At 45.7% G+C, this 6,912-nt stretch carries 8 protein-coding genes and 1 pseudogene; 3 read left to right on the top strand and 6 right to left on the bottom strand.

Annotated features, from left to right (window positions below; translation table 11 throughout):
* Positions 1-94: 94 nt before the first annotated feature.
* Positions 95-388: an anti-sigma factor family protein gene (locus AC3WTF_RS12675; protein ID WP_047936412.1), complete on the bottom strand. Its 294-nt coding sequence runs from the start codon at positions 386-388 to the stop codon at positions 95-97.
* Positions 385-519, bottom strand: a pseudogene (locus AC3WTF_RS12670) (RNA polymerase sigma factor); the annotation flags it as partial. The pseudogene AC3WTF_RS12670 and the gene AC3WTF_RS12675, both read right to left, overlap by 4 nt.
* Before the next feature lie 366 nt (positions 520-885).
* Between AC3WTF_RS12670 and AC3WTF_RS12665 the strand changes: the two are divergent.
* Positions 886-2,451 (top strand): M4 family metallopeptidase, encoded by a 1,566-nt coding sequence (locus tag AC3WTF_RS12665; protein WP_007409672.1) that lies wholly within the window; start codon positions 886-888, stop codon positions 2,449-2,451.
* Positions 2,452-2,502: 51 nt separating this feature from the next.
* Here the strand turns inward: AC3WTF_RS12665 and AC3WTF_RS12660 are convergent, their stop codons facing one another.
* From AC3WTF_RS12660 to AC3WTF_RS12650, 3 genes are all read right to left on the bottom strand, one after another.
* A complete protein-coding gene (locus AC3WTF_RS12660; protein WP_007409671.1) occupies positions 2,503-2,955 on the bottom strand; it encodes a GNAT family N-acetyltransferase in 453 nt (150 codons plus the stop codon).
* Positions 2,942-3,739 (bottom strand): inositol-1-monophosphatase, encoded by a 798-nt coding sequence (suhB, locus tag AC3WTF_RS12655; RefSeq protein WP_007409670.1) that lies wholly within the window; start codon positions 3,737-3,739, stop codon positions 2,942-2,944. The genes AC3WTF_RS12660 and suhB overlap by 14 nt, the downstream gene beginning before the upstream one ends.
* Before the next feature lie 133 nt (positions 3,740-3,872).
* A complete protein-coding gene (locus AC3WTF_RS12650; protein ID WP_003154513.1) occupies positions 3,873-4,061 on the bottom strand; it encodes a YkzI domain-containing protein in 189 nt (62 codons plus the stop codon).
* Positions 4,062-4,297: 236 nt separating this feature from the next.
* Between AC3WTF_RS12650 and AC3WTF_RS12645 the strand changes: the two genes are divergently transcribed.
* On the top strand, positions 4,298-4,930 hold the full coding sequence (locus tag AC3WTF_RS12645) for a DUF1054 domain-containing protein (protein ID WP_007409668.1): 633 nt from the start codon (positions 4,298-4,300) through the stop codon (positions 4,928-4,930).
* Between the two features lie 34 nt (positions 4,931-4,964).
* Here the strand turns inward: AC3WTF_RS12645 and AC3WTF_RS12640 are convergent, their stop codons facing one another.
* The gene (locus AC3WTF_RS12640; protein ID WP_007409667.1) at positions 4,965-5,231 is read right to left on the bottom strand and encodes a UPF0223 family protein; all 267 of its coding nucleotides are present in this window, start codon (positions 5,229-5,231) and stop codon (positions 4,965-4,967) included.
* Positions 5,232-5,410: 179 nt separating this feature from the next.
* Here AC3WTF_RS12640 and AC3WTF_RS12635 point away from each other — a divergent pair, with 179 nt between their 5' ends.
* Positions 5,411-6,883: an aminotransferase class I/II-fold pyridoxal phosphate-dependent enzyme gene (locus AC3WTF_RS12635; RefSeq protein WP_007409666.1), complete on the top strand. Its 1,473-nt coding sequence runs from the start codon at positions 5,411-5,413 to the stop codon at positions 6,881-6,883.
* The last annotated feature ends 29 nt before the right edge of the window (positions 6,884-6,912 follow it).

Raw genomic sequence — 6,912 nt, 5'->3', positions numbered from 1 at the left:
AATCACCGATAAACTATCGGCAATTGGCTGTTTAAAAGGTGTTTTGACCCCTGTCTCAAAAACGGGGGGCAGTCCCATTCAGCCGGGCGTTTTTTTAAATAAGCAGTTTAAGGACCAGCATGATAAGAAATACAGCGCCGAACAAACAGGCTGCTTGTATCAGCAGCTTTCCGTAATACCGTTCCTTAAACCGCCTTTCTTCTTCTGCATAACAGGCTGGCGCCTTCATCTCAGGGCTGCCGAGGTCAAGCGGCTCCTTCATCATATGATATAAACTCCCGCACTTACCGCATGATTCAAGATGGCGTGAAATAAACCGCTCCGTTTCTGTTTCACAATCGCCTTCAATATATAAAGGGAGTAAATCTCTCACTAAACAGCAAGTCATATCTGTCCGTCCTTCCTTTTTTCCCCCAAGTGCTGTTTCAGCTGCATTCTCGCCCTGTACAGGGTGCTCTTCACCTTCGAAAGACTCCAGTCCAAAACATCAGCAATCTCTTCGTAAGACAGCTCTTGAAATACCTGTCGAAATGCTGAATAAAATGACTGAAAATCTCTGACATCTGAAACAATCCTTTTCGTTTATTAAGGCCTCACCTGTTTAGACAAACGGCTATAAAAAAAGTTTTACAGATTGGAACATTTTTCCCCTATCATTTTTCCCGACTTCATTTGTCATTTTTTTCAGAATAAATCGCATCATTCGACTCATGTCTGATTCAACACGTGCCTCTCGGCTTATCCCCCGATGCTGGCCGCCGGAAGCCTTTCCGGGACGATTCTATCAATTCATCAGCGGAGTCTAGTTTTATATTGCAGAATGAGAGAATGCTGGTTTATTATAACAATATAAGTTTTCATTATTTTCAAAAAGGGGGATTTATTGTGGGTTTAGGTAAGAAATTGTCTGTTGCTGTCGCCGCTTCCTTTATGAGTTTAACTATCAGTCTTCCGGGTGTTCAGGCCGCTGAGAATCCTCAGCTTAAAGAAAACCTGACGAACTTTGTGCCGAAGCATTCTTTGGTGCAGTCTGAGTTGCCTTCAGTCAGTGACAAAGCAATCAAGCAATACTTGAAACAAAACGGCAAAGTCTTCAAAGGCAACCCTTCTGAGAGACTGAAGCTGATTGACCACACGACCGATGATCTCGGCTACAAGCACTTCCGTTATGTGCCTGTCGTTAACGGTGTGCCTGTGAAAGACTCGCAAGTCATTATTCACGTCGATAAATCCAACAATGTCTATGCGATTAACGGTGAATTAAACAACGATGCTTCTGCCAAAACGGCAAACAGCAAAAAATTATCTGCAAATCAGGCGCTGGATCATGCTTTTAAAGCAATCGGCAAATCACCTGAAGCCGTCTCTAACGGCAACGTTGCAAACAAAAACAAAGCCGAGCTGAAAGCAGCGGCCACAAAAGACGGTAAATACCGCCTCGCCTATGATGTAACCATCCGCTACATCGAACCGGAACCAGCTAACTGGGAAGTAACCGTTGATGCGGAGACAGGGAAAGTCCTGAAAAAGCAAAACAAAGTGGAGCATGCCGCTGCAACCGGAACAGGTACGACTCTTAAAGGAAAAACGGTCTCATTAAATATTTCTTCTGAAAGCGGCAAATATGTAATGCGCGATCTTTCTAAACCTACCGGAACGCAAATTATTACGTACGATCTGCAAAACCGACAGTATAACCTGCCGGGCACGCTCGTATCAAGCACTACCAACCAGTTCACAACTTCTTCTCAGCGCGCTGCCGTTGATGCGCATTACAATCTCGGCAAAGTGTACGATTATTTCTATCAGACGTTTAAACGCAACAGCTACGACAATAAAGGCGGCAAAATCGTATCTTCTGTTCATTACGGCAGCAAATACAATAACGCGGCCTGGATCGGCGACCAAATGATTTACGGTGACGGTGACGGCTCATTCTTCTCGCCTCTTTCCGGTTCAATGGACGTAACGGCCCATGAAATGACACACGGTGTTACACAGGAAACAGCCAACCTGAACTATGAAAATCAGCCGGGCGCTTTAAACGAATCCTTCTCTGATGTATTCGGATACTTCAACGATACTGAGGACTGGGATATCGGTGAAGATATTACGGTCAGCCAGCCGGCTCTCCGCAGTTTATCCACTCCGACAAAATACGGACAGCCCGACCATTACAAAAATTATCAAAACCTTCCGAACACTGATGCCGGCGACTACGGCGGCGTGCATACAAACAGCGGAATTCCGAACAAAGCCGCTTACAACACGATTACAAAAATCGGCGTGAAAAAAGCGGAGCAGATTTACTATCGCGCACTAACGGTATATCTCACTCCGTCATCAAACTTTAAAGATGCAAAAGCAGCTTTGATTCAATCAGCGCGGGACCTTTACGGCTCTCAAGACGCTGCAAGCGTAGAAGCGGCCTGGAATGCGGTCGGCTTGTAAACAAGAAAAGAGACCGGAGAAATCCGGTCTCTTTTTTATATCTGAAACATTTCACAATGGCTTCACCATGATCATATATGTCTTTTCCCGATCGTCTTTTTCAAGCTTAAGCTGTTCAAAGCCGCATTGGCTTAAAAACAAAACCCATTCCTGCCTGTCCAGGGGAACGGCTGAAAACATCGCTTTATGCTCCCCTCTCAGCCGGCCCGCAATCTTTTCAATGACCGCGCGTCCGATTCCTTTCTCTTTTGCCTCCGGAGCGACGGCCACGGTTCCGAGCCACGGTTTTCCGTTTGAAGGCGCCCATTCCAAATGAAAACTGACGGCGGCAGGAGCGCCGTCAATCTCCCATACGAGCCACGTTCCATTGTACATGGAGTATGCAAGCATAAACTCCGCCGCATTTTTTGTTCCGAACTCTTCGTTTTTCCACACCGGGTGTGCAGCCGCCAGCTGCTCCAGAAACCCGAGATCTTCTTCTTCAAAATCTCTACCTGTCAGCATGTAAATAGTCGTCAAAGATAATTTTATGTATTGCCGGATTGCCCGCAAGCACGCTGTGGTTGTCTAAAAACGTAAACGGTTCGCCGTCTGTGGTCGTGTAAATGCCCCCGACTTCGTTCAGCAGCACGCAGCCGGCAGCGTAATCCCACGGCGCGAGCCTCATCGTAATGTATGCGTCAATGCGGCCGGCCGCAACACTGGCCAGCTCAAGTGCCGCCGAACCGTAGGAACGCGTTCCTCTGACCCGTTTTACGAGCGGCGCCAAAATACTCGGGTCAATCCTTCTGTTTTCCGTCACCCATGTGGCATTGATTGCAATAATGGCTTCTTCAATGGAAGCTTCTTTTAAAGGAGCAAGCGGCGTGTCGTTCAGATAAGCCCCTTTTCCGCTGAATGCGTGATACAGCTCGTCCTGCATCACATCATAAATTAAGCCGATTTTGCCTTTTCCGTCTTCAAAGATGCCGATGGAGATCGCGAAATGCCGCTTTTGATGGACAAAATTCATCGTTCCGTCAATCGGATCAATGATCCAGACGATTCCGTCAAGGGAGCGGAGCTTATCTCCCTGCCCTTCTTCTCCGAGAATCCGGTGTCCGGGAAAAGTTCCCTGTATACGGTCAATGAAAAAGCGTTCCGTCTCTTTATCAATATTTGTGACTAAATCATTCGGATTTGATTTTGTTTCAATCGTCAAGCTTTCCTGCATGGATTGTCTGATTCTCGTTCCGGCTTCTTTTACCCATTGTTTTGCGATATCATCAATTTCCGTCCAATTTGTCATACCGTGTACCTCTTTTCTATGTATAGCTTATTCTATAGCATACTGATAAAGGCGATGAAAAAGCAAGGAAAATGAAAAAAATGCCTTCTCACGTAAAAACGAACCATTTCCTGCGGTTCGTTTTTACTATTCTTTATCCGTTAAGCCGAATCCATTCTTTTCTGAGACGTTCCAGTTTTCTTTTGCTGAGATCGATTTGATCTTCATTCTCTTTTTGCATGGCCTCATACAGGGTTGCCAATTCATAATCAACCTCTAGTCTCCAGACAGCTACACGGTTATTTTTTTCCTCCCTGAATCCTTCCTTCACCACTTGCCTCATTGTCTTTCGCCCCTTCCAGAGATCATTTGTTAAAAAAGCATCCCATTTTTCCAATTTATTAATGATACTTCTTATATCGTATGGAAACTTATATTCGGCTGTAACAACATTCTTAAAATTGTGTGTTTACCTATTCGTTTTTTACCACCAATCCTCTCGGCTCAAACGTTCTCAATGTTTTTGCGGCCGGCGGCGGCTGTGGTAAAATATGAATACTTACGATAAGGAGGAAAAAGATGACTCAGATGCGTTTTACAAAAGAAGACTTCGATACATTTACAATAGAAGGTTTAGATCCGCGCATGGAGGTGTTAAAAGAACAAGTCCGTCCGAAGCTGACCTTGTTAGGAGAGCATTTCGCACCGACATTGTCAGCATTGACAGGCGATGAAATGTTCCCGCATGTCGCCAAGCACGCGAGAAGATCTGTCAACCCGCCGGCTGACAGCTGGGTTGCCTTTGCCAACAGCAAACGCGGGTATAAGAAACTCCCTCACTTTCAGATCGGTTTATGGGACACCCATATGTTTGTATGGTTTGCCATCATTTATGAATCTCCGATAAAAGAGGAATACGGCAGATTGCTGGAAGCGAAGCAGGAGGACATCACAAAACAGATTCCCGGTCATTTTGTATGGTCGCCGGATCATACGAAGCCAGGGGCGTACAAGCAGTCCGACATGGATCAGGAGCAGCTGAAAACATTATTTGAACGCCTGCAGACAGTGAAAAAAGCAGAGCTTTTGTGCGGCATTCAGCTGCAAAAAGAAGACGTGATCAACATGAACAACAATGAATTCCTGCAAACCATTGAAGATGCTTTTAGGAAGCTTTCCTTTTTATACACACTGACTCAGAAAGTCTCATAACATAAAAAGCGGGCCGATTGCCGGCTCGCTTTGTCTACATTTTGATAATCGCTTGATCTGATTGTTTCGCCTGTTTCACAGTCCGATACGGGGAATAGGTGCTGTCAGCTTCAAATTGGCTGCAGATTTTCTTTTCCTCCGCTTTCCCGGGAACGATTTCTTTAAAGCGGCGGTACGCATTCAGAAGTCTGTCTCGGTCAGCTCCTTTTTCATAGGCGTTTTCCACCTGCTGAAAAAAAGCAATGACATCCACGGCCTCCTCTGTCGTCCAGTCCTCATTCATCGGATATTGATATTCCAAATGTCTTCACTCCTTTATAATCATGCTCAAAATAAGCATCTTCCATAGATCATAAATTGTTCTTTACTTTCTTTCAAGTTCATAATATAATTCATTTGTTTTACGTTTAAAAAACGGGTAATAAAACTGAATGTAATACAAACTAATCCGTAGGTATTATGATAAAGGTGGGAAAACAATTGCCGCAACATGAAACACCCCTGTACAGCGGACTGAAAAAGCACGCGGACAGACAGCCTGTCCAATTCCACATTCCGGGCCATAAAAAAGGCGCGGGAATGGATCCGGAATTCAGACAATTTATCGGAGAAAACGCGTTAAGCATAGATTTAATTAATATCGAACCCCTGGATGATTTACATGCGCCAAAGGGCATCATTAAAGAAGCCCAGGATCTGGCCGCTCGAGCATTCGGCGCAGACCATACCTTCTTTTCCGTACAAGGGACGAGCGGCGCCATTATGACGATGGTCATGGCCGTATGCGGACCCGGAGATAAAATCATCATCCCTAGAAACGTTCATAAATCCATTATGTCGGCCATTGTATTTTCCGGAGCGGTGCCGATTTTTATTCACCCGGAAATTGACGATGAGCTCGGAATTTCTCACGGCATTACGCTTGAGTCCGCCGAGCGGGCTTTGACGGAGCACCCTGACGCAAAAGGCCTGCTTGTCATAAATCCGACGTACTTCGGTGTGGCAGCTGACTTGAGCAGCATTGTAAAGCTCGCGCATTCTTTCGATGTGCCTGTGCTTGTCGATGAAGCGCACGGCGTGCATATTCATTTTCATGATAAGCTTCCTCTGTCCGCCATGCAGGCGGGCGCTGATATGGCAGCCACAAGCGTGCACAAATTGGGAGGCTCCCTGACGCAGAGCTCCATTTTAAATGTGAGAGAAGGTCTTGTTTCCAAAGAAAGAGTACAGTCGATTTTAAGCATGCTGACGACAACGTCAACATCCTATTTGCTTCTCGCTTCACTTGATGTCGCAAGAAAACGCCTCGCTACAGAAGGCCGCGACCTTCTTGAAGATACGATTCTGCTGGCGGATCAGACACGGAAACGCCTCAATCAAATTGAAGGCATCCGCTGTGTCGGCGAAGAAATCACAGGGTCTAAAGCTGCATTCAGTTATGATCCGACTAAATTAATCATTTCGGTCAAAAACCTCGGACTGACGGGTCATGACGTTGAAAAATGGCTCCGCGAATCATATAATATCGAAGTCGAGCTGTCCGATTTGTATAATATTTTATGTATTTTCACCCCCGGCGACAGAGCGGGAGATGCCGACCGTCTTGTAAGCGCGCTTACAGACATTTCAAAGCAGGCTTCCGACAATGACTATGCTCATCAGCAAACCGAAGTTCTGCTTCCTGAAATTCCTCTGCTAGCGATGACGCCAAGAGACGCGTTTTACGCAAATACGGAAGTCATTCCGTTAAAAGAATCCGCAGGACGGATCATCGCAGAGTTTGTCATGGTGTACCCGCCGGGAATTCCGATCTTTATTCCGGGTGAGATCATTACTGAAGAAAATATCAGCTACATTTTTAAAAACTTGGACGCCGGCCTTCCTGTGCAGGGTCCCGAAGATGCAACGCTTGAAATGATCAGAGTCATCAAAGAGCAAAAAGCCATCCAATAAACATAAAGAAGCCCGAAACGAAATCGTTT

This window comes from Bacillus sp. EB106-06-01-XG163 (genome assembly GCF_058791615.1).
Note: the sequence above shows the minus strand (reverse complement) of the source record. Positions and strands in the feature narration are given on the sequence as shown.